The 23585-nt window shown below is 62.8% G+C and carries 22 protein-coding genes; 10 read left to right on the forward strand and 12 right to left on the reverse strand.

The window, feature by feature from the left end:
- Positions 1-42 precede the first annotated feature (42 nt).
- Entirely contained in the window at positions 43-1086 is a 1044-nt protein-coding gene (locus FJW04_RS09465) for an extensin family protein (RefSeq protein ID WP_181172908.1), read from the reverse strand.
- Positions 1087-1286: 200 nt separating this feature from the next.
- The gene (locus tag FJW04_RS09470) at positions 1287-1712 is read right to left on the reverse strand and encodes a DUF3775 domain-containing protein (protein ID WP_140664934.1); all 426 of its coding nucleotides are present in this window, start codon (positions 1710-1712) and stop codon (positions 1287-1289) included.
- Positions 1713-1853: 141 nt separating this feature from the next.
- On the opposite strand from FJW04_RS09470, the gene FJW04_RS09475 reads away from it, so the two are divergent.
- Positions 1854-2390, forward strand: a complete 537-nt coding sequence (locus FJW04_RS09475; protein ID WP_140617735.1) for a tetratricopeptide repeat protein — start codon at positions 1854-1856, stop codon at positions 2388-2390.
- A 269-nt stretch (positions 2391-2659) separates the two neighbouring features.
- A complete protein-coding gene (gene greA / locus FJW04_RS09480; protein ID WP_015316152.1) occupies positions 2660-3133 on the forward strand; it encodes a transcription elongation factor GreA in 474 nt (157 codons plus the stop codon).
- 118 nt (positions 3134-3251) lie between these two features.
- On the opposite strand, the gene waaC is transcribed toward greA, so the two are convergent.
- From waaC to rfaD, 3 genes are read right to left on the reverse strand one after another with little or no spacing between them, the layout of a single operon-like run.
- A complete protein-coding gene (gene waaC / locus FJW04_RS09485) occupies positions 3252-4232 on the reverse strand; it encodes a lipopolysaccharide heptosyltransferase I (protein ID WP_140713684.1) in 981 nt (326 codons plus the stop codon).
- Positions 4229-5236 (reverse strand): lipopolysaccharide heptosyltransferase II, encoded by a 1008-nt coding sequence (gene waaF / locus FJW04_RS09490; protein ID WP_140713686.1) that lies wholly within the window; start codon positions 5234-5236, stop codon positions 4229-4231. The genes waaC and waaF overlap by 4 nt, the downstream gene beginning before the upstream one ends.
- Positions 5209-6159: an ADP-glyceromanno-heptose 6-epimerase gene (rfaD, locus tag FJW04_RS09495; protein WP_140713688.1), complete on the reverse strand. Its 951-nt coding sequence runs from the start codon at positions 6157-6159 to the stop codon at positions 5209-5211. Before rfaD ends, waaF begins: the two co-directional genes overlap by 28 nt.
- A 142-nt stretch (positions 6160-6301) precedes the next feature.
- Between rfaD and FJW04_RS09500 the strand changes: the two genes are divergently transcribed.
- From FJW04_RS09500 to gmhB, 5 genes are all read left to right on the forward strand, one after another.
- Complete coding sequence (locus FJW04_RS09500; protein WP_140713690.1) at positions 6302-6538, forward strand: type II toxin-antitoxin system Phd/YefM family antitoxin; 237 nt, start codon at positions 6302-6304, stop codon at positions 6536-6538.
- 447 nt (positions 6539-6985) lie between these two features.
- Positions 6986-7618 (forward strand): LysE family translocator, encoded by a 633-nt coding sequence (locus tag FJW04_RS09510; RefSeq protein WP_140713692.1) that lies wholly within the window; start codon positions 6986-6988, stop codon positions 7616-7618.
- A gap of 136 nt (positions 7619-7754) precedes the next feature.
- Positions 7755-9248: a D-glycero-beta-D-manno-heptose-7-phosphate kinase gene (gene rfaE1 / locus FJW04_RS09515; RefSeq protein ID WP_140713694.1), complete on the forward strand. Its 1494-nt coding sequence runs from the start codon at positions 7755-7757 to the stop codon at positions 9246-9248.
- An 8-nt stretch (positions 9249-9256) separates the two neighbouring features.
- Positions 9257-9829, forward strand: a complete 573-nt coding sequence (locus FJW04_RS09520; protein WP_140713696.1) for an SIS domain-containing protein — start codon at positions 9257-9259, stop codon at positions 9827-9829.
- Positions 9822-10460 (forward strand): D-glycero-beta-D-manno-heptose 1,7-bisphosphate 7-phosphatase, encoded by a 639-nt coding sequence (gmhB, locus tag FJW04_RS09525; protein WP_140713698.1) that lies wholly within the window; start codon positions 9822-9824, stop codon positions 10458-10460. Before FJW04_RS09520 ends, gmhB begins: the two co-directional genes overlap by 8 nt.
- Before the next feature lie 3 nt (positions 10461-10463).
- Here gmhB and FJW04_RS09530 read toward each other — a convergent pair whose 3' ends face one another.
- Both FJW04_RS09530 and FJW04_RS09535 read right to left on the reverse strand, forming a co-directional pair.
- Positions 10464-11258, reverse strand: a complete 795-nt coding sequence (locus FJW04_RS09530) for a glycosyltransferase family 2 protein (protein WP_140617743.1) — start codon at positions 11256-11258, stop codon at positions 10464-10466.
- Between the two features lie 241 nt (positions 11259-11499).
- The gene (locus FJW04_RS09535) at positions 11500-11979 is read right to left on the reverse strand and encodes an Lrp/AsnC family transcriptional regulator (RefSeq protein ID WP_015316163.1); all 480 of its coding nucleotides are present in this window, start codon (positions 11977-11979) and stop codon (positions 11500-11502) included.
- Between the two features lie 263 nt (positions 11980-12242).
- Here FJW04_RS09535 and trxB point away from each other — a divergent pair, with 263 nt between their 5' ends.
- Together trxB and FJW04_RS09545 are read left to right on the forward strand one after the other, a co-directional pair.
- Positions 12243-13217, forward strand: coding sequence for a thioredoxin-disulfide reductase (gene trxB / locus FJW04_RS09540; protein ID WP_127873462.1), 975 nt, complete (start codon positions 12243-12245; stop codon positions 13215-13217).
- Positions 13218-13307: 90 nt separating this feature from the next.
- A complete protein-coding gene (locus tag FJW04_RS09545) occupies positions 13308-14204 on the forward strand; it encodes a LysR family transcriptional regulator (protein WP_023770205.1) in 897 nt (298 codons plus the stop codon).
- 1 nt (position 14205) lies between these two features.
- On the opposite strand, the gene FJW04_RS09550 is transcribed toward FJW04_RS09545, so the two are convergent.
- The 3 genes from FJW04_RS09550 to FJW04_RS09560 form a co-directional block, all read right to left on the reverse strand.
- Entirely contained in the window at positions 14206-14703 is a 498-nt protein-coding gene (locus tag FJW04_RS09550; protein WP_140713700.1) for an isoprenylcysteine carboxylmethyltransferase family protein, read from the reverse strand.
- A gap of 741 nt (positions 14704-15444) precedes the next feature.
- Complete coding sequence (locus FJW04_RS09555; RefSeq protein WP_140713701.1) at positions 15445-17496, reverse strand: elongation factor G; 2052 nt, start codon at positions 17494-17496, stop codon at positions 15445-15447.
- A 190-nt stretch (positions 17497-17686) separates the two neighbouring features.
- Entirely contained in the window at positions 17687-19216 is a 1530-nt protein-coding gene (locus FJW04_RS09560; RefSeq protein ID WP_140713703.1) for an EAL domain-containing protein, read from the reverse strand.
- Positions 19217-19451: 235 nt separating this feature from the next.
- Here FJW04_RS09560 and FJW04_RS09565 point away from each other — a divergent pair, with 235 nt between their 5' ends.
- Complete coding sequence (locus FJW04_RS09565) at positions 19452-19847, forward strand: cupin domain-containing protein (RefSeq protein WP_140617749.1); 396 nt, start codon at positions 19452-19454, stop codon at positions 19845-19847.
- 71 nt (positions 19848-19918) lie between these two features.
- Here the strand turns inward: FJW04_RS09565 and FJW04_RS09570 are convergent, their stop codons facing one another.
- Together FJW04_RS09570 and FJW04_RS09575 are read right to left on the reverse strand one after the other, a co-directional pair.
- Positions 19919-21121, reverse strand: a complete 1203-nt coding sequence (locus FJW04_RS09570; protein ID WP_140713705.1) for a pyridoxal phosphate-dependent aminotransferase — start codon at positions 21119-21121, stop codon at positions 19919-19921.
- 973 nt (positions 21122-22094) lie between these two features.
- Positions 22095-23417 (reverse strand): hypothetical protein, encoded by a 1323-nt coding sequence (locus FJW04_RS09575; protein WP_140713707.1) that lies wholly within the window; start codon positions 23415-23417, stop codon positions 22095-22097.
- Between the last annotated feature and the right edge of the window lie 168 nt (positions 23418-23585).

The following is a 23585-nucleotide window of genomic DNA, read 5'->3' on the forward strand; positions in this document are numbered from 1 at the left end:
GCCTGCGGCGGAATTGCGGCGGCGATCCTGCGACAACCGCGTTTATTGGCAGAACGTGCCGCCATGCCGCCGGGGCTCCAGGTCGAGATGGAAGTGCAGCGCGTGGTCGGCGTCGGCGCCTGGGCCGAGCACGGTCTTGAACGGGCCGCAGGCGGCCTTGCGCACGGCGTCGAGGAATTTGCCGTCTTTTTCCGGCGGCGCCGGCCCGACCTCGATCGTCCTGCCATCGGACAGCGTAAAGCTGGCAATGTCGAGCGCGTTGCCGAAAGCATGTTCCGACAGTTTGCGTGTGCCATTGCGCGGCCGGCAGACGAAGGCCGACGCTTGGCCGATCGATTTCAGGTCGGCGCCGAATTCGGCTTTGGCCGCCGGCTGGATGACGTCGGCGGCAAAACGCGCCGCCGCCTCGGCCATCGGGCAGTTGAGCTCGGTGCCCGGAGCAATCGCGATCGATTTGCCAAGCGACTTCAGCACGATGGGGTAGGGGATCGAGCAGCCGATTTCGGGGTTGCTTTCGGCCTTGTGCTCCTCGAATTCGACCCCGAGTGTCTTCAGGCGCTCGCGGCAGGCGACTTCCTCAGCCGGCATCTTGTCGGCGGGAAGATCGGCCGAGCGTGGATCGGGCAGCATCTTCTCCTCGTCACCTGCTTCCGCCGGCTTTGGCGTTGGCTGCGGGGCGACGGCCGGCGGTTGAGGTTCGGGCGTCGTGGTGGCGGGCTTTGGCGTCGGCGTCGGCGCCACGGCAGGCGGCTCCGGCTCGCTTTCGGTTTCGGCTGGTGGTTCCGGTGGTTTCGGGCTTTTCTGATGGGACTCTTCGTCGCTGGGTAGATCGGGGTCCTTGGGCGGGTTGGGCGCCGCGCCGCTCTTTGGATTTTCAGCGTTCTGGTCTTGCGACTTTGGGGTGTCCACTTTCTGAGTGTCCACCGGGCGTGGCTCGGGCACCGGAACATCGGCGGACGGCCGAGCATCCTGCGTTGCCGGCGGTGCCGGATTGGGCGCGAGATGCTGCCTGGCTCGCGCTCTCGACTGCCGCTTGCCTCGCGGTTTCAGCGGCTGATCGGCCCGCTGTGTCAGCGGCTGCTCCACGCGCGGGCTCAGTGGCCTATGGTGTTTGTGACGATGTCTGGCGTGGGCCGGCATGACCAGCAGAGCCGTGACGGCCAAGGCCAATGCAATCCTGTACCCTCGGGAAAAGCTCAGCTTTGCCATCATCCACAAAACGGCACCGGTCGGCTGAAGTTGCCTGGACAGGCGCTTAGACCCGATCACAATCGGTTACCTCCGCGTTACGCGCCGATCGCTTCCAGTCCCTCTTCCAGCCAGTCGGCGAGCAACGGCATGCCGAGCAGGTATTTTGCCGTGCGCTTGTTGGCGCGCTCGCGTGCCGCGGTTACGGCGTCGGCCCATTCCGAGGCGTCGTAGTCGCCGCGGCCGACCCAGGCCAGCGCGATCAGCTCGGCGGCCTCATCGATATTGAGGTCGTTGATCAGCTCGCGCAGCTCTTCCTCGGTGAGGTTCTCCGAGCTTTCCTCGGCAAGGCCGTCATGGTGGTGGTTGTCATGCGTGTCGCCGTCGAACTCGACCTCGTGTTCGGCGCCGTCGGCATAGTCCTCGTTAACGCCCGCGCTCAGCGCCTTGGCCTTGAGAATGAACAGCCGTACGGTATCGGGGCCGATCGTGAGATCCCAGTCCTTTTCGAGCCGTCGCTGCACGGGCCCTCTCCGTCAGTCGTTTGCCGGATGATACCGGATTTGCGGCATCCGTCACCTAATGTTCTCCAGGCGATCTTTTCCGGGATGAAACGCGGACCGCTCGGCGTTAGTGTTGCATTGTCACACCCTCAGGAGGTTTCCATGCATAAAAGAGTGCTGATCCAGGCGGCGAGCGCGCTTATCGCTCTGCAGTTCCTTGCCGTTCCGGCGTTCGCCGCCGGCAGCAGTGGTGGTAGCGACCAGACTGTCACCCAGTGCAAGAAAGGCGAGGTCTGGGACAAGAAGAAGCAGAAATGCGTACCGCCGAAGGAAGGCATGCTGGACGACGACAGCATCTACGATGCAGGCCATGCGCTGGCGATGGCCGGCCGCTATGACGAGGCGATCTCGGTTCTCGTTCTTGCCGCCAACAAGCAGGATCCGCGCATCCTCAACTATCTCGGCTATTCGCACCGCCATTCCGGCCGCGTCACCGTCGGCCTCGGCTATTACGAGGAAGCGCTGCGCATCGATCCCGATTACACGCTGGTGCGCGAATATCTCGGCGAGGCGCATCTGCAGATCGGCGATCTGGCCGGCGCCCAGCAGCAGCTGATGGAAATCGAAAAGCGCACCGGCAAGGGTTCGCGCGAATACGGCATGCTGTCCGAGCAGATCGACCATTTCATGAGGAGCTGATCGGGCCCTCCTGATGTCTCAAAGCGGCTGCGAGCGATCGCGGCCGTTTTTGTTCGGCTCCGTCCCACGGCCGCCCCTGCTACAAAAGAAGGGATGATTTTTACAAAACCGATTTTTGGGCGTGAAAAGCCCGCAAAGATTGCTATATTCAAGGAAATTGCGGTGAAACGGTTCCGTTAGCCCGAGGCTGCCGGACCGTTTTCTTTTTGTACCCCAACGACAAGGCTTCCCCCGAAATGCGGGGGCGGCAGCAGGAAAGGTCAGGCACTATGAACAAGGTCCCGATGACAGGCGAGGGGTTCGCGTCATTGAAGGAAGAACTGCGTTGGCGCCAGCAGGAAGAGCGGCCTCGCATCATCGAGGCGATCTCCGAGGCGCGCTCGCATGGCGACCTGTCCGAAAATGCCGAATACCATGCCGCCAAAGAGGCGCAGAGCCTCAATGAAGGCCGCATCAACGAGCTCGAGGATTATATCGCGCGCGCCGAAGTGATCGACGTGACCAAGCTTAGCGGCGAAAAGGTCAAGTTCGGCGCCACCGTGGTGCTGGTCGACGAGGACACCGAGGAGAAGAAGACCTACCAGATCGTCGGCGACCAGGAAGCCGACGTGAAATCCGGCCGCATCTCGATCTCCTCGCCCATCGCGCGCGCGCTCATCGGCAAGGAAGTCGGCGACGCCATCGAGGTGAATGCGCCGGGCGGCGCCAGGGGTTACGAGATCGTCCAGGTGCAGTTCATCTGAGGGCGTCGGCTGGGCGCAGCTCCGCGCTGACAGGTGCTATTCGCGCGAGGTTGGCGCCGCCCCTGCCGGCAGGCAGATGAGGGGCAGCGCCAACCCTGCCAATCGTTCGATCGAAAATTCAGTCTTTCCCGGTAGTTGTCCGCCTAAGCTCTAAAAGTCGTTCAGCCTCCGCCATCACGTCCGAGGGCGTCACGCGTCTGCCACCAGGCGCCAGCAACGTCGACGCATACGGCCCGCGCGGTCCGGTCAAACCCGGCTCCGTCGCCAGGAACACGGCGACCGTCGGCAGGCCGAAGGCGCTGGCGAGATGGGTCAGCCCGGTATCGGCGCCGATGACCAGCGTCGAGCGGCCGAGGATGGCGGCGATGGCGTCCAGCGGCGACTTTGGCATCACGACCGTGGCTGGCACGGCCTTGGCGATCGCTTCGGCCACCACCTTCTCCCGTTCGTTCGACCAGGTTGTGACCGGAATCATGCCGCGCTCGACCAGCAGGCGGGCGGTTCCGATCCAGTCCTCGACCGGCCATTTCTTGTCCTCGCGGCTGGTGCCGTGCAGCAGGAACGCGGTCCTGCCGTCGACGCCGGCGATCATGCCCGCTGGCGCCACGATGCCGGAGTCGAGCGTCAAAAGGTCCGGCCGATAGCCGAGCGCCAGCCCGAACAGCCGCCGTGTCCGCTCGATGGCGTGCAGGTCGCGCGGCACCGCATAGGTGATATCATAGAACAGCGTCGCCGAGGGCTCGCGCACGCTCGACCGGTCGAAGCCGGCGATCGGCGCGCGCGCCTGGCGTGCCACCAGGGCCGACTTCAGCAGGCCTTGCGCATCGATGACGAGGTCGTAGCGGCATTTGCGCAAGGTTCGGCGCAAGGCCGCCGCCTCGCGCCAGGTGTTCGTGTCGAAGAGGTTCTTTCGCCAGCGCCTTATCGCCACAGTGTGGATGGTGCCGATAGCCGGATGCAGCGCGAGGATGCCGGCAAACGCCTCCTCCACGCACCAGTCGAAAGCGATATCGGGCCGTGCGCGGCAGGCATCCTGAAGTGCCGGAAAAGTGTGGATGACATCGCCCATCGACGAAGTCTTGACGATCAGTACCTTCATGCCGCGGCCGACACTTCCAGCAGGCGGTCCGCTGCCGCGGCGACCTGCGCGATCTCCAATGTCTTCAGACAGTTGAGATGACCGAGCGGACAGATTTTCCGGTGGCAGGGCGAGCAGGACAGGCCGAGCCAGACCAGTTCGCGATGCTCCGCCAGCGGCGGCGTGTTTTCAGGCGAGGTCGAGCCATAGACGGCCACGATGGATGTACCGACAGCGGCCGCGACATGCATCAGCCCGCTGTCGTTGGAGACCGCGAGCCTTGCCGCCGCGATCAGGTCGATGGCGTCCTCCAGCCGCGTCTGGCCGGCGAGGTCGACGACGCCGGGGGCAAGGGCTGCGATCTCCGCGGTCACGTCGCGGTCGTTCTTCGAACCAAACAGGGCGACCTCCAGGCCCTTGGCCATGAATTCGCGGGCAAGGCCGGCATAGCTCTCGCTTGGCCAGCGCTTGGCCGGGCCGAACTCGGCCCCGGGCATGAGGGCCACGAATGTCCGCGGCGCCAGGCCGAAACGATCGAGCAGGGCGGCCTGGTTTTTCACGTCCACGGTCAGCCGGGGCGCGCGGAAGTTGCCACCCTGGGCGAGGCCGAAATAGGCCTGCGCGGTGCGTCGTTTCACGGCATCGGGCAACGGCACGATGTCGGTCAAGAGGCCGTAGCGCATTTCGCGCAGATGGCCGAAACGGCGCGGGATGCGGGCAAAGAACGGGATCAGCGCCGACTTCCAGCTGCCCGGCAGGACATAGGCCATGTCGTAGCGGCCGCGCAGCAGACGGCCGAAACGGCGGCGATGGCTGAATTCCAGCACACCCGGCTTCAGCGGAAAGTCGATCTGCTGTCGGATTTCGGGCATGCGCTTGACCAGAGGTGCCGCCCAGGCGGGCGCCAGCACATCGATCGCGGCATCGGGATGGAGTTCCTTCAGCGCCGAGAACAGGCACTGCGCCATCACCATATCGCCCACCCAGCGTGGGCCGATCACGAGGATCGTTGGGCTTTCAGCCATTCGACATAGTCTCTGACGCCGGTTTCTACAGTGCGGAATTGCCCGTTATAGCCGGCCGCGCGCAAGCGGGACATATCAGCCTGGGTAAAACTCTGGTAGCTGCCCTTGAGGTGGTCGGGGAAGGGGATGAACTCGATCTCGCCCTGGCCCAGCGTGTCGATGACCGTTTCGGCGATCGCACGGAACGGCTGCGCGCGGCCGGTGCCGCAGTTGAAGATGCCGCTGGCGCCGCGCTTCCACAGCCACAAATTGACGTCGGCGACATCGCCGACATGGATGAAGTCGCGGCTCTGTTCGCCGGGACCAAAACCGTCATAGGCGCCGAACAGCTTCGGGTTTTCGCCGCGCTCGACCTGATTGAACAGATGGAAGGCGACCGAGGCCATGGCCCCCTTATGCGCCTCGCGCGGGCCATAGACATTGAAGTAGCGCAAGCCGGCGACCTGCGAATGATCGCTGTCGAAGACCGTGCGCCTGACATAATCGTCGAAGAGTTTCTTGGAATAGGCATAGACGTTGAGCGGCCGCTCCAGCGCCGGCTCCTCGCGAAATTCGGCGCCGCCGCCATAGACCGAAGCGGAGGAGGCGTAGAGGAAAGGCACGCGCAGCGCCTGGCAGGCATGCAGCAGGCGTTTCGAATAGGCGTAATTCACCTCCATCATGAACTTGCCGTTCCACTCGGTGGTGGTCGAGCAGGCCCCCTGATGGAAGACGGCCTCGACACGGCCAAGCAAGCCGGCCTCCATGCCCGACAGGAAATCATCCTTGTCGAGATAGTCGGCTATCGTCAAATCGGCCAGGTTGGCGATCTTGTGGCCGTCGGTGAGGTCGTCGACGACCAGGATGTCGTCATGGCCTTCCGCATTGAGCGCGGCGACGATGTTGGAGCCGATCATGCCGGCGCCGCCCGTGACGATGATCATGAAGGCCTCTGGTTGCGTGCGATTCCGGTCCTTATAAGGGAGGCTGGCCGGGCTGTCGACAAAGCAGGCGGTCGCTCGGGGCTCGCCCGCTCAGCTTGTCTGTTTTGTCCACTTTGTCTATTATGGGCAAACGGAGTTTCCAATGAAACGCTATCCATCCACTGATCTGAAACAGAATCTCGGCGATGTGCTCGCGGCTGCCAGCCAGCAGCCGGTCTCCATCACTCGGCACAACAAACCGAGATACGTCCTGATGAGCATCGAGGCCTACGAGGCGCGCTTCGGCAACGATAGCCGCCGCGTCTACGCGGCCGAGGATGCACCGCTGCAACATGTCGAGATGCTGGAGGAGTACGCCGCGGAATTGGACCGTGATTAAACCAGTGGCCGCGGACGTCTGGCGATATCCATATCTGTGGCATCGCCAACATGGAAACGGCGAGACCGAAGGCCGCAAGGCGAGGCCTGTCGCCTTCGTCGCCGTTCTTCCCGGAAAAGCCGAAGGGACGAACCTTTTCATCCTTGCAATCACCTCCACCCAGCCGGGCCGTGATCGCGTCGCGGTTGGCGTTCCGGAAATTGAACGCGCCGCGCCGGCCTTGACCCTATCCCGCTTTGGGTCATAGTCGACGAGTACAAGCACGATATTCTGGAATCGTCGGCTTATTTCGAACCGGGTGCGCGTATCGGCGCATTCAGTACGTCATTCCACAAAAAAGTCATGTCGGCTTTCATGGCAACTGTTCGCGCAGGCCAATCCAAAGCCATCCCACGGGCTGACTGAAAGGCCTGCAATCGGACAGGGCAGGATCATGAGGGACAAGAAATGCCGCCGACCGAACTGCTGATCGCGTTTTTCGCCACCACGGCGATCTTCGCCTACATTCCGGGTCCCGCCATGCTTTATGCCGCCGCGCAGACGATGGCCCGGGGGCGCTGGTCGGGGCTGACGGCGGCACTCGGCATTCATCTGGGCGGCTATGTCCATGTCTTTGCCGCCGCCGCCGGCCTGTCGGTGCTGTTCCACGCCGTGCCGCCGCTCTACATGGCCATCAAGCTGGTGGGCGCGCTGTACCTGATCTGGCTTGGCGTCTCGCTGTTTCGCAAGCGCGTGGAGGGCGACGTGGCGCTGCCCGCGATCGAGCGGAAGTCGGCGCGGCGCGCGTTCTTCGAGAGCATCACGGTCGAGGTGCTCAATCCCAAGACCGCGATCTTCTTCATGGCATTTCTGCCGCAGTTCATCGATGCCTCGGCGGGGTTGCCGGTCTGGATGCAATTCGTGGTGCTGGGCACCATCGTCAACCTGATGTTCTCGTCGGCAGATGTCGTGTGCGTGTTCCTGGCCGGTCTCGTGATCGGCCGGTTGCGGCGTTCGAGCCGTGCGCAGCGGCTGATGCAGAAGGCCGGCGGCGCGGTGCTGGTCGGGCTGGGCGTCCACGTCGCCTTGCAGAAGGCCTGACCTGTCCGTGTTTGCCTCCGCCCCGGCGTTGCGCTGGTGCCCAATTGCGGTATATCGGCAGGCATGACCGGCCGGCCTCGCAAATCTGGTGTTTCGACCTATCTGAGATCGGCGTTTCCCGCGCGTGGCAGATGACATGATCAAGCACAATCCGCCTTCACCCGAGCCCCTGCATCGCGCCATTGCGCGCTTCGGCGACGTCGCCGTGCTGGTGGTCGGCGATATCATCCTCGACCGCTTCGTCAATGGCGTCATCGAGCGGATCTCGCCGGAAGCGCCGATCCCGGTGCTGCATGGGCGTGGCGAAAGCTCGGCCATGGGCGGCGCCGGCAACGTCGTGGCCAACATCGTCTCGCTTGGCGCGCGCGCCATTCCGGTCTCGGTGATCGGCACCGATCCCGCCGGTGACAGTCTGGTGCGGATGCTGGGCGAGCTTGGCGCCGAGACAGTGGGCCTTTCACAGCAGCGCGGCCGCATGACCTCGTCGAAGAGCCGCTTCAGCGCGCTCAACCAGCAGGTGCTGCGTTTCGACGAGGAAGAGATCAAGCCGCTCGGCGAAGCGGAACGGGCGGAGCTGATCCGCCGCTTCCGGAACGCATTGCAGCAGGCCGACATCGTTATCCTGTCCGACTACGGCAAGGGCATATTGCTGGACGGCGTCGCCGCCGAATTGATCGCCATCTGCCGTGAAGCGGGCAAGCCGGTGCTGGTCGACCCGAAGGGCCGCGACTACGCGCGCTACGCCGGGGCGACCGCCGTCACCCCCAACCGCAAGGAGCTTGGCGAGGCCGTCGGCCATGCGGTGTTCGCCGATGACGAGATCGTTGCGGCGGCACGGGAACTGATTGCGGCGCATGGCTTCGACTTCGTCGTCGCCACGCGCAGCGAGAAGGGCATGAGCGTGGTCGGTCCCGACGAGGCGAGCCACATCGCCACCCAGGCACGCGAGGTGTTCGATGTCTCGGGCGCCGGCGATACGGTGATCGCGACCTTCGCGCTGGCGCTTGCCGCCGGTGCCGATCCTGTCGCCGCTGCTTCCATCGCCAACGCCGCCGGCGGCGTCGTGGTCGGAAAACGCGGCACCGCGCGACTGAGCATCGAGGAACTCACCGGCGCGCTGTTCCGCTCGCACGGACCGACCGCGCACAAGGACGCTATCCTGGACGCCACTTCGGCCGCGCGCATGGTGGCGGGATGGAAAGCGGAGGGCCTGAGCGTCGGCTTCACCAATGGCTGCTTCGACATCCTGCATGCCGGCCATGTCAGCCTGCTGCACGCGGCGCGCAGCCAGTGCGACCGGCTGGTGCTCGGCCTCAACAGCGACGCCTCGGTGCGGCGGCTGAAAGGGCCGGGCCGCCCGGTCAACGACCAGCATGACCGCGCCTGCGTGCTTGCCGCGCTCGCTTCGGTCGATGCCGTCATTGTCTTCGATGAGGATACGCCGCTGGCTCTGATCGAGGCGCTTCTGCCCGACATACTGGTCAAGGGCGCGGACTACACGGTCGACACCGTGGTCGGCGCCGATGTGGTGCAAAAGGCGGGCGGGCGCGTCGTTCTGGTCGATCTCGTCGCCGGCAAGAGCACCACTGGCACCATCGGCAAACTGCGCGCCGGCGGCGCCACCAACTGAGGGAATTCATGTCCGAATTGAACGACTATCTGGTCCGCTCGGCGGCCGCCATTACCGCCACGGTCGAGCGAGATCTGACCGGCGAGATGGACCGTGCGGTGAATGCTGTCGTGGCGGCGCTTTCCCAGGGAAAGGCCCTGCTGGTCTGCGGCAATGGCGGCTCCGCCAGCGACGCCATCCATATCGCCACCGAACTGGTCGGCCGCTTCCTGAAGGAACGCAAGGCCTACAATGTGATCGCGCTGCCGGCCAACGCCGGGATGCTGACCGCCTGGGGCAATGATTACGGCTTCGACACGGTGTTTTCGCGCCAGGTCGAAGCGCATGGCGCCGCGGGCGGCGTGCTTTTGGCGATCTCGACCAGCGGCAATTCGCCGAGCATTCTCGCCGCGGCCGAACAGGCGCGCATGATGGACATGACGGTGATCAGCCTGACCGGCGATACCGGCGGCAAGCTCAAGCCGCTCACCGACATCCTGCTCAACGTCCCCTCGACCTCGACGCCGATCATCCAGCAGGGCCATCTGTGCCTCTATCACTATTTGTGCGAGGTGGTCGAAGCGCGCCTGTCGAATGGCTGACGAGACAGCGCCGTTTCCGCTGGCCGAGCCGGGCTTGTGGGTGGAGCAGGTCGGCGGGCGGGTTTTTCCCGCACGCTCGCCGGCGCTGTTCCTGGACCGTGACGGCACCATCAATGTCGACACCGACTATCCCAGCGACCCGGACGAGATAGAACTCAGGCCGCAGATGCTGCCGGCGATCGCCGCCGCCAACCGGATCGGCATTCCGGTGGTCGTGGTCACCAATCAGTCCGGCATCGCGCGCGGCTATTTCGACTGGGGCGTCTTTGCCGCGGTAAACGACCGCGTGCTCCATTTGCTGGACAGGCAGGGCGCGTTCGTCGACATGGTGCTGGCCTGCGCCTATCACGAGGCGGGCGTCGGGCCGCTCGCCATAACGGACCATCCGATGCGCAAGCCCAATCCGGGCATGCTGATCGAGGCGGGCAGGCGCCTTGATCTTGACCTCCAGCGCTCCCTGATGGTCGGCGACAAGCTGGCCGACATGCAGGCGGCCCAACGCGCAGGGCTGGCACAGGGCTGGCTGGTCGACGGTGAGGCGGCGCTTCAGCCTGGCTTCGCCATCAGGCGCTTGCATGACGACCACGATCTCGGCGGCCTGCTCGCCGCCATCGACGCGCTCGGATCGTAGGGCCTAAGCCTGGTCGTTTTGCTGCGAGGCTTCGTAGAGCTTGGCTTCGGTGGCGAAGGAATAAATCATCACCGACATCGAGTAGACGAAGCCGTGCCGGCCACACAGGAAGTAGCGCTTGGCCAGGTAGAATTTGAGGAAGTTGCCGAACGGCGACAGCACCAGCCGCACCAGGCCGGGCTTCTTGCCTCTCTCGACCAGCGTCACCGCCTTGAGGCTGGAATAGGTGTTGGCCCGGGCAAGATCCTCCTCGACCGATATTTCACGGCGATGCAGCAAGAGACCCTCTTCGATCGTGTCGGTCTCGCCCGGCACGTGAACGGATTCATGCACCCGCGCCGTTAGATCCATGCTGGCGCCTTCCCTGCGGAAAAGCCTGAGCAGCCTGTTGTGCAGCACCCAGCGATGGGCATAACCGTAGCCCTTCAGCCAGTCGCGGCGGCGCATGTACCATCCGCTGGCCTTGCCGCCGGCCGCCTGGGTGATGGCCACGATCGACCGCCGCAACCGGTCGTCGACGCGCTCGTCCGGGTCGATCGAAAGGCACCAGGGCTGGTTGGCGTGGTCGAGCGCGAATTGCCGCTGGCGGGAGAAGCCCTGCCAGTCATTGTGCAGCAGCGTTATCGGATAGCCCCTGGCGATATAGCTTTCAACGCATTCGACGGTGCCGTCCGTCGAGCCGGAATCGACGATGATGATCTCGGCACAGAAATCGATGCTTTCCAGGCACGGGCCGATCATATCAGCCTCGTTCACGCAGATGATCAGCGCCGAGACCGGGCTTGCAAAACGGGTCATGGTCCCCTTCCCATGGCGGATTCTTCCCGGAATATACGCTGCTGGCGCCATCTGTTCTCAAGCAATTCCGGGCGGAAAACCGTTACACATGCTGGAATGCTCGGGAAACCAATGAAGCGTCAGTCGAGCGGCGAATCCGGCAGAGCCGTCCAGCCTTGTACATCAGCGTCTTTCGAATACCAACGCGGCACCGGTGTGGCGAATGCCGGGAATTTGCCCATCGCGCAGGCGTTCGCCTGGCTCAGGAGCGCTCGAACGACACCAGGCCCTCATCCTTGACGCGGCGGATGGTGAGCGCGGTGCGCACCGTGTCGACGTTCGGCGTCGAGGTCAGTTCCTCGATGACGAAGGTCTGGAAGGCGCCGAGGTCGCTCGCCACGCAATGCAGCAGAAAGTCGGATTCGCCCGACACCATCCAGGCATCGCGCACGACCGGCCAGCCGCGCGTACGCTCGGCGAAGATGCGCAGTTCGGCATCGGCCTGGTGATGCAGCCCGACCAGGCAGAAGGCAACGACATCGAGGCCCAGCGCCGGGGCGTTGAGCAGCGCGCGGTAGCCGCGGATGATGCCGGCTTCTTCCAGCCGCTTGACCCGGCGCAGGCAGGGCGGTGCCGAAATGCCGACGCGGTTCGAGAGCTCGACATTGGTCATGCGCCCGTCCGACTGAAGCTCGCGCAGGATCTTCCAGTCGATGGCGTCAAGATCGGCCTTGAGGGGCATCAGGGTTCTCGATGATCAGTGTGGCGCAAGAATCTTTCGCTATTTTGTAATTAAACGACTTTTGCGTCGAAGCCAGCCCTCGTCGACGCGATTGTGGACAGGTACCGAAAGCGACCATCGCGCGAATATCCATAGGGGCCGAAGCTTTCCGGGGACGACGGTCCGTTCGTCTTGCTGGCGTGGTTGGCAGCCCTTACATTAAGCGCGATATTCCACGTCTTTTTCCAAGGCACACTCGCTGTCCGCCCCCGCAGAGGCTCCAAATGACCACCAAGCACGCGCCCGTTCTCATCATCGGTTCCGGTCCGGCCGGCTATACGGCGGCGGTCTATGCCGCGCGCGCCATGCTGAAGCCTATGCTGGTCGCCGGTCTGCAGCAGGGCGGCCAATTGATGATCACCACGGATGTCGAGAACTACCCCGGCTTCGCCGATCCGATCCAGGGACCGTGGCTGATGGAGCAGATGCTCAAGCAGGCCGAGCATGTCGGCACCGACATCATCAACGACATCATCACCGAGGTTGACCTCAACGTGCGGCCGTTCCGCGCCAAGGGCGATTCCGGCACGACCTACACGGCCGATGCGCTGATCATCGCCACCGGCGCGCAAGCCAAGTGGCTGGGCATTCCGACCGAGCAGGACTTCATGGGCTTCGGCGTTTCCGCCTGCGCCACCTGCGACGGCTTCTTCTATCGCGGCAAGGATGTCGCGGTGGTCGGCGGCGGCAATTCGGCGGTGGAGGAGGCGCTCTATCTGTCCAACCTCGCCAAGAGCGTCACCGTCATCCACAGGCGCTCGGATTTCCGTGCCGAACGCATCCTGCGCGAACGGTTGTTGAAAAAGGACAATGTCCGCGTCATCTGGGACACGATCGTCGATGAGATCACCGGCCGCCCCGGCAAGGCACCGCTGCCGCCTTCGGTCGAAGGGCTGAAGCTCAGGCATGCCGTGACCGGAGCCGAGAGCCACCTCAAGATCGACGGTGTCTTCGTGGCCATCGGCCATGCGCCCGCGGTCGAGCTGTTCGCGGGCAAGCTGAAGCAGAAGCCGAACGGCTATCTGTGGACAGCGCCGGATTCGACGCGCACCGACGTGCCCGGCGTGTTCGCCGCCGGCGACGTGACCGACGATATCTATCGGCAGGCCGTGACAGCGGCGGGGCTGGGCTGCATGGCCGCGCTCGAAGCGGAAAAGTATCTGGCCGGCATCGAGGTACATCGCGAAGCAGCGGAATAAGGGCCGCCGCAGACTGTAAAAAAACGGCTTAGAAACGCCGTGTAAAAGCCTGATTTTTCATTCAGACGCCAACCGGAACGAGGGGAAATCATGGCGTTGGACTGGGACAAGCTACGCGTGTTTCACGCTGCGGCGGAAGCGGGGTCGTTCACCCATGCGGCCGAGACGCTGCATCTGTCGCAATCGGCGATCTCGAGGCAGGTCAGCGCGCTCGAACATGATGTCGGCGTGCCGCTGTTCAACCGCCATGCGCGCGGCCTGGTGCTGACCGAACAGGGCGAGATGCTGTTCCGCACGGCGCATGACGTGCTGATGAAGCTCGAGACCATCAAGTCGCGGCTGACCGAGACCAAGGACCGGCCGTCCGGCGTGCTCAGGGTAACGACGACCGTTGGCCTCGGCGCCGGCTGGCTGACCGAGCGGGTGCAGGAGTTCATCGAACTCTATCCCGAAATCAGCCTGCAGCTGATCCTCGCCAACGAGGAACTCGACCTCACCATGCGCCAGGCGGATTGCGCCATCCGGCTGCGCCAGCCGCAACAGCCGGACCTGATCCAGCGCCGCCTGTTCACCGTGCATTTCCACCTTTACGCAGCCCCCTCCTATGTCGCCAAGCACGGCAAGCCGAGCTCGGTCGCGGAGCTGAGAACCCATCGCATCGTCACCTTCGGCCTGCCCGTGCCGTCGCATCTGTCGGAGTTGAACTGGCTGGAGACGGTCGGCGATTTCGAGAGCGGCCAGCGCGTGCCGTCGCTGCAGATCAACGACATCCTGTCGATCAAGCGCGCCGTGCAGGGCGGCGCCGGCATCGCCATGCTGCCGGACTATGTGATCAGCAAGGATTCCGGCCTGGTGCAGCTGCTGCCGGAGACCGAGGTGCCGTCCTTCGACACCTATTTCGCCTACCCCGACGCGATGAAAAACCAGGCCAAGCTGCACGTGTTTCGCGACTTCATCATCGCCAAGGCCAGAAGCTGGTCGTTCTAGCCTATCCTCTCCAAGGCGTAATCCGCGGCAGCCAACCCGGTACGTTGCGGCGGTAGGCCTCGTATTCGGCGCCATAGCGGCCGGCGAGCGTCGGCTCCTCGTAGAGCTTGGCGAAGGTGACCATGGCAGCCGCCGCGACTGCCGCGTAGGCAGCGATCGACCAGCTCGAGAACAGCAACGCCTGGCCCAGAATGATCGACAGCACGGCAACATACATGGGGTTGCGGACATGGCGGTAGACGCCGCCGACCACCAGCCTTTCGGTCGGTGCGACGGGGGCGGGCGTGCCCAGCCCCTCCAGCGCGAAGCGGGCGAAGGCATGCAGCAGCACCGCGGCCGCGGCAATGACGAGCATGCCGCCGGTGAGCGCAAACAAGGGCAGGGGCGACCATGGCCGGCCCCAGCGATCGCTAAGCAGCCAGGGAACCAGCCCGGCGACAACGCCGGGAGCCGCGACCAGGAAAATGCCGCTGCCGGCGATCGCCGAAAACCTGCGCAATGGTCGATCCTCGCTTGACTGCCTTGGAATTGAACCGCCGCTGCCTCATTCCACATCATCAGTGTTTTTTGACATTCGGGAGCAAAATCGGTCGGGATCGGCGTTTTCGAGACGACAATGACCCGAAATCGTGCCTCATTTTCACGATTCTGCTGGTCCTATTGGCTTTCGGAATGGGTTGGACCACAGCCTGTGCCTTTTTGCATGTGTGTGTTGCAAAATAGATGCTTGTTTCTTGGGCATGAAGAGCACATATATAGATCATCTCCTGGACGCGTTCTCCTCCCATTAGCGTCCTCGAGTGTTCCCCTCTGGAGGTTAGCCTTAACAGGCACTTCCAATCAAACTCAGCCGGATCTTCGTTGATCCGGCTTTTTTGTTGCCTGCATGCCACTGGGATGGCTGAAAAATTCACCGGAATTGCCGCGTAACAGTGTCATGTAACCTCTGGTAACATGACAAGGACACCCTCCATCTGCTAAGTGGATGATAGGACGCGGTGTGGTTCGGACGGGAGATGGGGGCATCACTCGTACGGCCCGGGCTCAGGCGGCTACCGCGTCCGAACCTTTTGCGCCGAAGCGCGACGACCCCGACATGCGGCGGACCTGCCGTTTTTCCTCCCGAGAAAACGGTCCGCAAACAAAACGGCGTCCGGCCCCCCGGGCGTCGTTTTTGGTTTTCGCCCCCTCGATCGTTCGAGGGGGCTTCACATGATTCGGAATCTGGTACCGGGCGAAATCAGGCAGCCTTGCCGTTGGCGTTCATCGCTTCGTCGGCGAGACGGCCAGTCAGCTCGGCCATGTGGTCGAAAGCGGCGCGGTAGCTGGCAACGCCCGAGGTGGCCGAGCGCAGCTCGATAATCAGATCGCCGATCTCGGCCTGCGGCATGGTCGCCTCGACGACGTCCCATCCCGGCCAGTCGGGCCGCGCGTCATAGCCGAGGATCTGGCCGCGCCGCTGCGGGATCAGCGCGATGATCTTCGATGTCGCGTCCGACGGCGTGACGATCTCTACCTTCATCACCGGTTCCAGAAGCACCGGTGAGCAGGCGGCCATGCCTTCCTTCATGGCGAGCTTGGCCGCCATCTGGAAGGCCATGTCGGAGGAATCGACCGCATGGTACGAGCCGTCCGACAGGTTGACCGCGACATCGACCACGGGGAAGCCGAGCGGGCCGGATTTCAGGTAGTCACGTATGCCTGTCTCGACCGACTGGATGTAGGTCTTGGGCACGACGCCGCCGGTGATGGTGTCGGTGAACTGGAAGCCGGAGCCGCGCGGCAGCGGCTTGATCTCGATGACGACATCGCCGAACTGGCCATGGCCGCCCGACTGTTTCTTGTGGCGGCCGCGCTGCTGCACCGGCTTTCGGATCGTCTCGCGATAGGGCACCGCCGGCGCATGGCCTTCCACCGGTATCTGGTTCTTGCCCTCCAGCCGCTCGCGCACGACGCGCAGATGCATCTCGCCATGCCCTGACAGCACGGTCTCGGCCGAATCCTGGTTGTGGCGCAGGCTGAGCGAGGGATCCTCCTCTGCCAGGCGCTGGATGGCGGCCGACATCTTGACCTCGTCCTTGCGCTCCCTGGGGCGCAGCGCGAAGGCGAAGACCGGCTGCGGCGGCTCGACATCGAAGAGCTGTTTGGCACCGCCCTTGGCCGAGGTGAGCGTCTGGCCGGTCTTGACCGCGTCTAGTTTGCCGAGCGCCACGGTGTCGCCGGTCCTGGCGGCGCTCAGCTTGACCTGTTCCTTGCCCAGCATCCGGTAGATTCCGGAAACCTTGGCGGTGTCGCCGCCGGGCAGCCACAGTTCCGAGCCGTCGGCGACCTGGCCGGACAGGATGCGAGACACCGACAGCTTGCCGCCATGCGGCGTGTGGATGGTCTTCATCACCTGGACCACCGTCGCATTGCCGTCCGGGGCGCCGAGCCGCTTGCGGGTCGCCTCGATGTCGGGCGCGTCATGGCGGATCGTCTTCAAGAGGCGCAGCACGCCATTGCCTTTCTCGGCGGTGCCGATCAGCACAGGCGTCACCGCGCCTTCGCGCAGATCGGCGGCGAGATCGTCGAAGATCGCGTCCTTCGGCGGCTCTATCTCTTCCAGCAGCTGCTCCATCAACTCATCGTCGTGATCGGCCAGCGTCTCCAGCATGGAGAAGCGCGCCTCCAGTTCGCGCGCCTTGTCGTCGCCCGGTATCTCGGCCACCTCGCTTTCGGCATATTCGCGGTAGATGTAGGCGCGCTCCAGCGCCAGATCGATCGAGCCGATCACGACGCCGTCCTTGCGCAGCGGGATCTGGCGCAGAAGCAGCGGCGCCGCGCTTGTCGGCTGCAGCATCTTCAGCGTATCGCGCACGCCCGCGATCGCCTTGTCGACCTTGTTGAGGAACAGGATGCGCGGCACGCCCAGATCGTCGAGCTTGCGCATGATGAGCTGCAAGGCGGGGATTTTCTTTTCGTCGGCCTCGGCCACGACCACCGCGACGTCGCAGGCGGCCAGCACCGGTTCGGCCTCGAAGGAGAATTCGATCGATCCGGGGCAGTCGATGAAGGTGAACTGCTCGCCCATGAACTCGGTGGTGGCGATCGACGCCTCGACGCTCATGGCGTGGGCGCGGGCCTCGGGCGAATGATCTGAAACGGTATTGCCCGAGGAAACCGGGTTCTGGCGGGGAATGGCGCCGGTACGGGCCAATATGGCTTCGAGAAGTGTCGTCTTACCGCTTGCGAAGGGACCGACTATGGCAATGCATTTCGGTCCCGTGCGTCGTCCTCCGGCGCGAGTACCCATGACTGACCTCCACTCAGGCGTTTCCTGGGGACCGACTGGCATTCATGGTTCAGGCCAGGGTCAATCGGTCCTGAGCGGCGGCCGGCCTGTTCGACCGTCGCGGGCGGTCTGTTTCGACCTGCCCGCGATTATCGTCCCACTTGTTTGCCGGCAGGGCAAGAAAAATAGGGAGCAGGCACGGCCGGTCGTCTCAGGCGCTGAGCGCGAGCGGTTCGGCCGAGCGCCCGTCAAGCAGCGCGAGCTTGCCGCGAGGCACCGGCCTGCCGAAGAAATAACCTTGGAAACGATTGCACCCGGCCGCCTTGGCGAGAGCGAATTCCTCCGCCGTCTCCACGCCTTCCGCCACGATGGTGACCTCCTGGATGCGCGCGATCTGCGCCAGCGCCGAGACGAATATCTGTGCTACCTGATCGTGAGCGAGGGCGCGGATGTAGGAGCGATCGATCTTGATGATATCGACGGGCAAGGTCTTCAGATAGTTGAAGCCGCAATGGCCGGTGCCGAAATCGTCGAGGGCGATGTGAAAGCCGAGGCCACGCAATGCTTCGAGGCGTCGCAGGATCTCGGGCGTGGCGGCGGTCGCCACCGTCTCGGTGATCTCGATGATGAACTGTGATGCCGACCGGCCAGTGTCCTTCAGCACGCGGTCGCACATGGTCACGATCTCGTCACGCTTGAGCTGCTCGCCGGAGACGTTGATGGAAATGCGGCGGCCGGCGAACTGGCCGATGTCGGCAGAAGCCCGCTTGAACACCCATTCGCCGAGCATGTCGATCAACGTCGATCGCTCGGCGATCGCAATGAACTCGGCCGGCGCGATCAGCCCGCGAACCGGGTGGCGCCAGCGGATCAGCCCCTCGAACGCCTCGGTGGAACCGTCCGGGCCGACGATCGGCTGATAATGCAGTTCGAGTTCGCCCAGATAGACCGCGGCGCGCAATTCCCGTTCGACCAGCCGCCGGTAGCGCTTGTCGGACAGCATCTCCTCGTCGAAGACGGTGACGCGGCCACGGCCCGCCGCCTTGCTCTCATAAAGCGCCAGATCGGCAACCAGCATCAATTCCGTCGTGTTCGAGGCATGGGCCGGCGCCAGGGCGACGCCGATCGAAATGGAGAGCGGAATGGTCTTGCCTTCATGCGATTTGCCGGCGCGCATGGCATCCAGCAATCGTCTGACATCCTTGTTGATGGCCGTCAGGTCGCCATGCGGAATGATAACACCGAATTCGTCGCCGCCGAGGCGCCCTACCATGGCGCCTGCAAAGATGCGGTCCGCGGTCTTGACCAGATGCGCCAAGGTGAGGTCGCCGAACTGGTGTCCGAACGTGTCGTTCAACTGCTTGAAATGGTCGAGGTCGATCAAGAGCAAGGCTGCCTCGCGCCTGTCGCGCCTGGTGCCCAGGCCTTCGCGCAGCGCTTCGAGGAAATAACGTCTCGTCATGGCGCCCGTCATCGCATCCCTGGTGAGGAAATGATGTTTCTCGGCCTCCGCTGCGGCGGCCGACTGGAGACGATGGACGACGCTGCTGCGCATGTACATCAATGCCAGCAAGGCCAGGCTCGTGGCCAGGATCGAGATGGCGAAGGCACCGCCGGCTGACAGGTTGTGCGAGACGTCGAAAGCGCCAAGCACCGCCGCGCCGGTGCTGATCACGAGCAGCGACTGGATACCGCGATAGATCCGGCCGCTATGGTCCTTGATCGTCGCCAGTATGCTCATCCGCCAGCCCCCGCAATGCAGGCCAACGGCTAGTGCGCAGCCGTTAAGAAGACATTGAATTCCCGGGCATTTCGCTTGGCGGTCCCGTACCGGCAAGTGTCATGGTTAAGAAATCAGGCCTTTGTCCAAGCGAGGTGACAAGGGCGGTTGCATCAGAGCCGATCCAGACCGAGAATGCGGCTCAGTTTCGCGGGCCGGCGTCTCACCGGCAACCACCAGTTCCAGGGAACAGACGATGAAGATCATTGCTTGCGGCAGCGTGCCGACGGTTATAGCGCCGGAAAAATACTTCACCGGCCGGGTTCTGCAGACGCCAATCATCGAGAAGGAGCCGCCGGCGCGGCTCAGGGCCACGCTGGTCAGTTTCGAGCCCGGCGCGCGCACCCACTGGCACACGCATCCGCTTGGCCAGACGCTTTATGTCACCGCGGGCGCCGGCCTGGTCCAGACATGGGACGGGCCGATCCAGGAAATCAGGGCCGGTGACGTCATCTCCTTCGCGCCTGGCGAGAAGCATTGGCATGGCGCGGCGCCGAAATCGGCAATGACGCACATCGCCATGCAGGAGGCGCTCGACGGCGTCCATGCCGACTGGCTGGAAGAAGTGACCGCGGCGCAATATGGCGGCTGAGTGCTGTATCCCACAAAACCCGGCGGCAACGCCTGACAGCGGTGACGCCGGGTTTGTTCGGATCTACCCGATCAGGTCAGCGACGCGGTAAAACGCTGGATGCGCGTGCAGGCTTCCTCCAGCAGCGTCTCCGAGGTGGCGTAGGAGATGCGGAAGTTGGGGCCAAGGCCGAAAGCCGAGCCGAACACCACCGCGACGCCCTCGGCCTCGAGCAGTTCCGAGCAGAAGGCCTCGTCGCTGTCGATCATCTTGCCGGCCCTGGTTTTCTTTCCGATCAGCTGGGCGCAGGACGGATAGACATAGAAGGCGCCTTCCGGCGACGGGCAGGTGATGCCGCGCGCCTGGTTGAGCATCGAGACGACGAGGTCCCGCCTGCCTTGAAAGATCGCCTTGTTCTTGGCGATGAAATCCTGCGGGCCATTCAACGCCTCGACCGAAGCCCATTGCGCGATGGTGCAGGCGCCGGAGGTCTGCTGGCCCTGGATCATGTCCATCGCCTTGATCAACTGGACGGGACCGGCGGCGTAGCCGATGCGCCAGCCGGTCATGGCATAGGCTTTCGAGACGCCGTTCATGGTCAGCGTGCGCTCGTAAAGCTTGGGCTCGACCTCGGCGATGGTCTTGAAGACGAAGTCGCCATAGGTCAGGTGTTCGTACATGTCGTCGGTCAGCGTCCAGACCTGCGGGTGCTTCAACAGCACGTCGGCGAGCGCCCGCAGTTCGGCCTCGCTATAGGCCGCGCCCGACGGGTTCGACGGCGAGTTCATCAGCAGCCATTTGGTCTTCGGTGTGATTGCCTTTTCCAGCACCGCCGGCGTCAGCTTGAAGCCATTGTCGATCGAGGTGTCGGCAAACACCGACGTGCCGCCGCAGATCGCCACCATTTCGGGATAGCTGACCCAGTAGGGGCGGGGGATGATGACCTCGTCGCCGGGGTTCAGCGTCGCCATGAAGGCGTTGAACAGGATCTGCTTGCCGCCGGTGCCGACGATGGTCTGCTCGGGCTTGTAGTCGAGATTGTTCTCGCGCTTGAATTTTTTCGCGATCGCCTCGCGCAGCGGCACGATGCCCGAAACCGGCGGGTATTTGGTCTCGCCACGGCGAATGGCCTCGATCGCCGCATTCTTGATGTTGTCGGGCGTGTCGAAATCGGGCTCGCCGGCGCCAAGGCCAATGATGTCCCGGCCGGCATTTTTCAGCTCGCGCGCTTTCTGCGTCACCGCGATGGTGGCGGAAGGCTTAACGCGGGAAAGGGTGTCGGCAAGAAAGGCCATGACCTTTTGTCTCTCCAAAGGATCGGCGCGGCCAGGAGCGGCCGCGGCGCTTCTCATGTCGCAACATTCCCGTCAGCGCAAGCCTTGTCGGCTGGGCCAGGTGGGGCAGCGCGGTCAATGAGGCGTGATCGGCAAAAGAAAGTTCATTAACGGGCGGTAGAGGCTTGCATGGCAGGATCGCGGTTCAATTCCGCCAGGTCGCGGAGCGAGGAACCTTTGTCGCGCAGCATCGGACTTGCCCATATCACCCGTCATGATGGCTCGCAAGTTTGCTCGCTGACGGCGACGGTCGCTCTCAGGTTCGCTCCCTCAACGACACCCTCCGGGCTGTCTACATGGGCAAGGTCTCGCTGCGTCTGACACCAGCCGTTTGCCCGACAAAGATATCTAGTCATAGCGGTCGGGACGAATGATGCATCAGACATCAATGATCATACATCATACCTCAGTGTTAACGTCTTGACCGTCATCTGAGGCTCGCCGGGCGGGGTACAAGGGGGGACGCCCCCGGCTGGTGCTATAGGTATGACCCCCTGAAAATTTCTCCAAGAATTTACTGAAGATCGGGACCCTCGGCGGGAGCGGGGAGAAATCCCCTTGCTTGGTTCCCGGCGGGATGACGACGAAGAAGGGCTTCCGTTGTGACCAGATTGTGACCGGGAGCTAGAGGTTTCTCTAGTTCTGTCAGCTTCTAGGAAACCCCTAAAGGTGGCAAACCTAGAGGTGGCGAAAAGATCATCCCTAAGGTAGTCGCTTCTGTCGAAGCTCGTATAAAGAAGATAAGAAAGGAATGCCTAAGCGTGTCCTAGACATTTCTTTTAAGCGAGGGCTTTAGCCCGACTAACCCTTGGCGTTCTTTTCGAAATTATCTTTAAAGAGACAGCCTAATTTATACAATGGAAACAATGCCTTACAAACTCATTGATCACCGCCCGTGAACAACAGGACCGGAAAAGCCTCGTAAATCCCAATGTTAGCGGCCAGTCGAGAGCCTCAAACGGTCTTTGATGCCCTTCGTGTCGGACCCCGATAGATACCCTTCAAGGATTGACCTCATCCGGAAGTCAGGAAGGTACAGCGTGATTTTCTCTCCGCGTCTGACACGGGAGCGATAAACCCACTGGATCAACTCCGTCAGGGCATATTCATCCTGCTCAACCCCGTGTTTCCCGATCCCCAGCCACCGGTTGATGTACGGGTTGATATGCTGGTCATACAGGTAAATCAGGTGGGACTTTTCGATGTAGTCGTTTGTCCCTCGCGTCGTATTGGCCAACCAATCGACACCGTCGAACAACCGCGACCCGGAGGCAAACGGACCGGGCTTGGACTTACTGCCTTTCTTGACCTGATCGTCATCGAGACCATTCAGGTACCAGTTCCTTTTCGCACACGTCACCATCACTCCGTCGAGGTTGTCACGCAAATCGGACCGACGAAGATTGTACAGCGCGGATGAGACCCGGCGACCTACAGCCTTGCCGTTTTTTTGGCCGGTGAATGACAGGCGGACCTTGTTGAGAGCGGGGATGCCTTCGATGGTGATAAGCTCCCGTGCCTTCTGCCGGAATCTCTCATTCTCAGCCTTGTCTTCGTCATGGACGTATTCGATCCCAAGGCAATCCAGATAAGCCAGTAGCATCGATCCCTTCGCCATGAAGGTATAGACCGTGAAGCTCCGCCCAGAGCGGAGGAGAATTTGCGGGAGCGCCCACATGAAGAAAACGTCTTCGACCAGATAGAGCATCCCAGCACATGCCAGCCGGAAGTGTCGTTCCTTTAGGGTATCGTTTACGCTCTCGGCTTCCTCAAGCCACTTCTCCGTCACCCCGACGCCCCCGTTCTCTGCAACGGTGGCATAGCCCGTCTCAAGATAGAACTTCTTGAACGATCCGCCGTTTAGACCTTCGACCTGTGCGCATACGTCAGGCACCTCATCGATGATGATGTCATACCCATCAAGGAATCCCTCGGCCGCGAGTGAGGTAATCTCAGTATAGAGCCGGTGCGTCGTGACGACATTCTTGCCAGACGAAAGAAGGTCGCGGAGGCTTTCCCGCTTCGTCCGATACTCCCCCGTGTCGTCGGGTTGATCGAACGGCACCTTGGCGTTTCCAATGATCCTATCGACCTCACTAAGCAGCGGGGTGACAACGAGATATTTGCGGTCCGCCTCGAAAGAAGCAATCATTGCTGTCGTCTTACCAAACCCGCAGGGCCGATCGATTATATAAACCGGGTCATCCCGGAGGCTAATTCTCCTGAAAAACGATTCAAATTTTTCGTGGGCATTCATGGTCTAAAAGCACTCTCCTTTCTCATTTTGTAGATAGACCTGACTGTTATCGCTCTACCTGATTGGCCGAAATATCGATCCCAGATATAACTTTGCTGCTTAGCGTCGTAGTTTCCTCGCGTGGTAGTCCGAGACCACTCGTCCCAAAGGTCGAAACCTTCGTGTGAT

It is taken from the genome of Mesorhizobium sp. B2-7-3 (assembly GCF_006440715.1).
Taxonomy (GTDB): domain Bacteria; phylum Pseudomonadota; class Alphaproteobacteria; order Rhizobiales; family Rhizobiaceae; genus Mesorhizobium; species Mesorhizobium australicum.